Raw genomic sequence first — 750 nt, 5'->3', positions numbered from 1 at the left:
CTCAAAGACGCAGGTGTGAAAGCAAACCGTATATTTACCGATAAGGCATCCGGCAGTTCAACAGACCGGGAAGGGCTGGATTTGCTGAGGATGAAGGTGGAGGAAGGTGATGTCATTCTGGTTAAGAAGCTCGACCGTCTTGGCCGCGACACTGCCGACATGATCCAACTGATAAAAGAGTTTGATGCTCAGGGCGTGGCAGTCCGGTTCATTGATGACGGGATCAGTACCGACGGTGATATGGGGCAAATGGTGGTCACCATCCTGTCGGCTGTGGCACAAGCTGAACGCCGGAGGATCCTAGAGCGCACGAATGAGGGCCGACAGGAAGCAAAGCTGAAAGGAATCAAATTTGGCCGCAGGCGTACCGTGGACAGGAACGTCGTGCTGACGCTTCATCAGAAGGGCACTGGTGCAACGGAAATTGCTCATCAGCTCAGTATTGCCCGCTCCACGGTTTATAAAATTCTTGAAGACGAAAGGGCCTCGTGATACGCCTATTTTTATAGGTTAATGTCATGATAATAATGGTTTCTTAGACGTCAGGTGGCACTTTTCGGGGAAATGTGCGCGGAACCCCTATTTGTTTATTTTTCTAAATACATTCAAATATGTATCCGCTCATGAGACAATAACCCTGATAAATGCTTCAATAATATTGAAAAATGACTTCTTAACGTGAGTTTTCGTTCCACTGAGCGTCAGACCCCTAATCCCAGCTGTAGCGGCCTGATTACATCCGGCCGCTAC

Annotated in this window: 1 protein-coding gene; it reads left to right on the top strand. The window is 48.7% G+C overall.

Going from position 1 to position 750, the window contains the following annotated elements:
- Window positions 1–492: recombinase family protein (locus tag MKP05_RS21245; RefSeq protein WP_240570135.1), on the top strand; the 492-nt coding region annotated here is incomplete at its 5' end.
- Window positions 493–750: the final 258 nt, after the last annotated feature.

The organism is Halomonas flagellata (genome assembly GCF_022487945.1).
Classification (GTDB): domain Bacteria; phylum Pseudomonadota; class Gammaproteobacteria; order Pseudomonadales; family Halomonadaceae; genus Halomonas; species Halomonas flagellata.
This window is presented reverse-complemented; position numbering and strand designations above follow the sequence as displayed.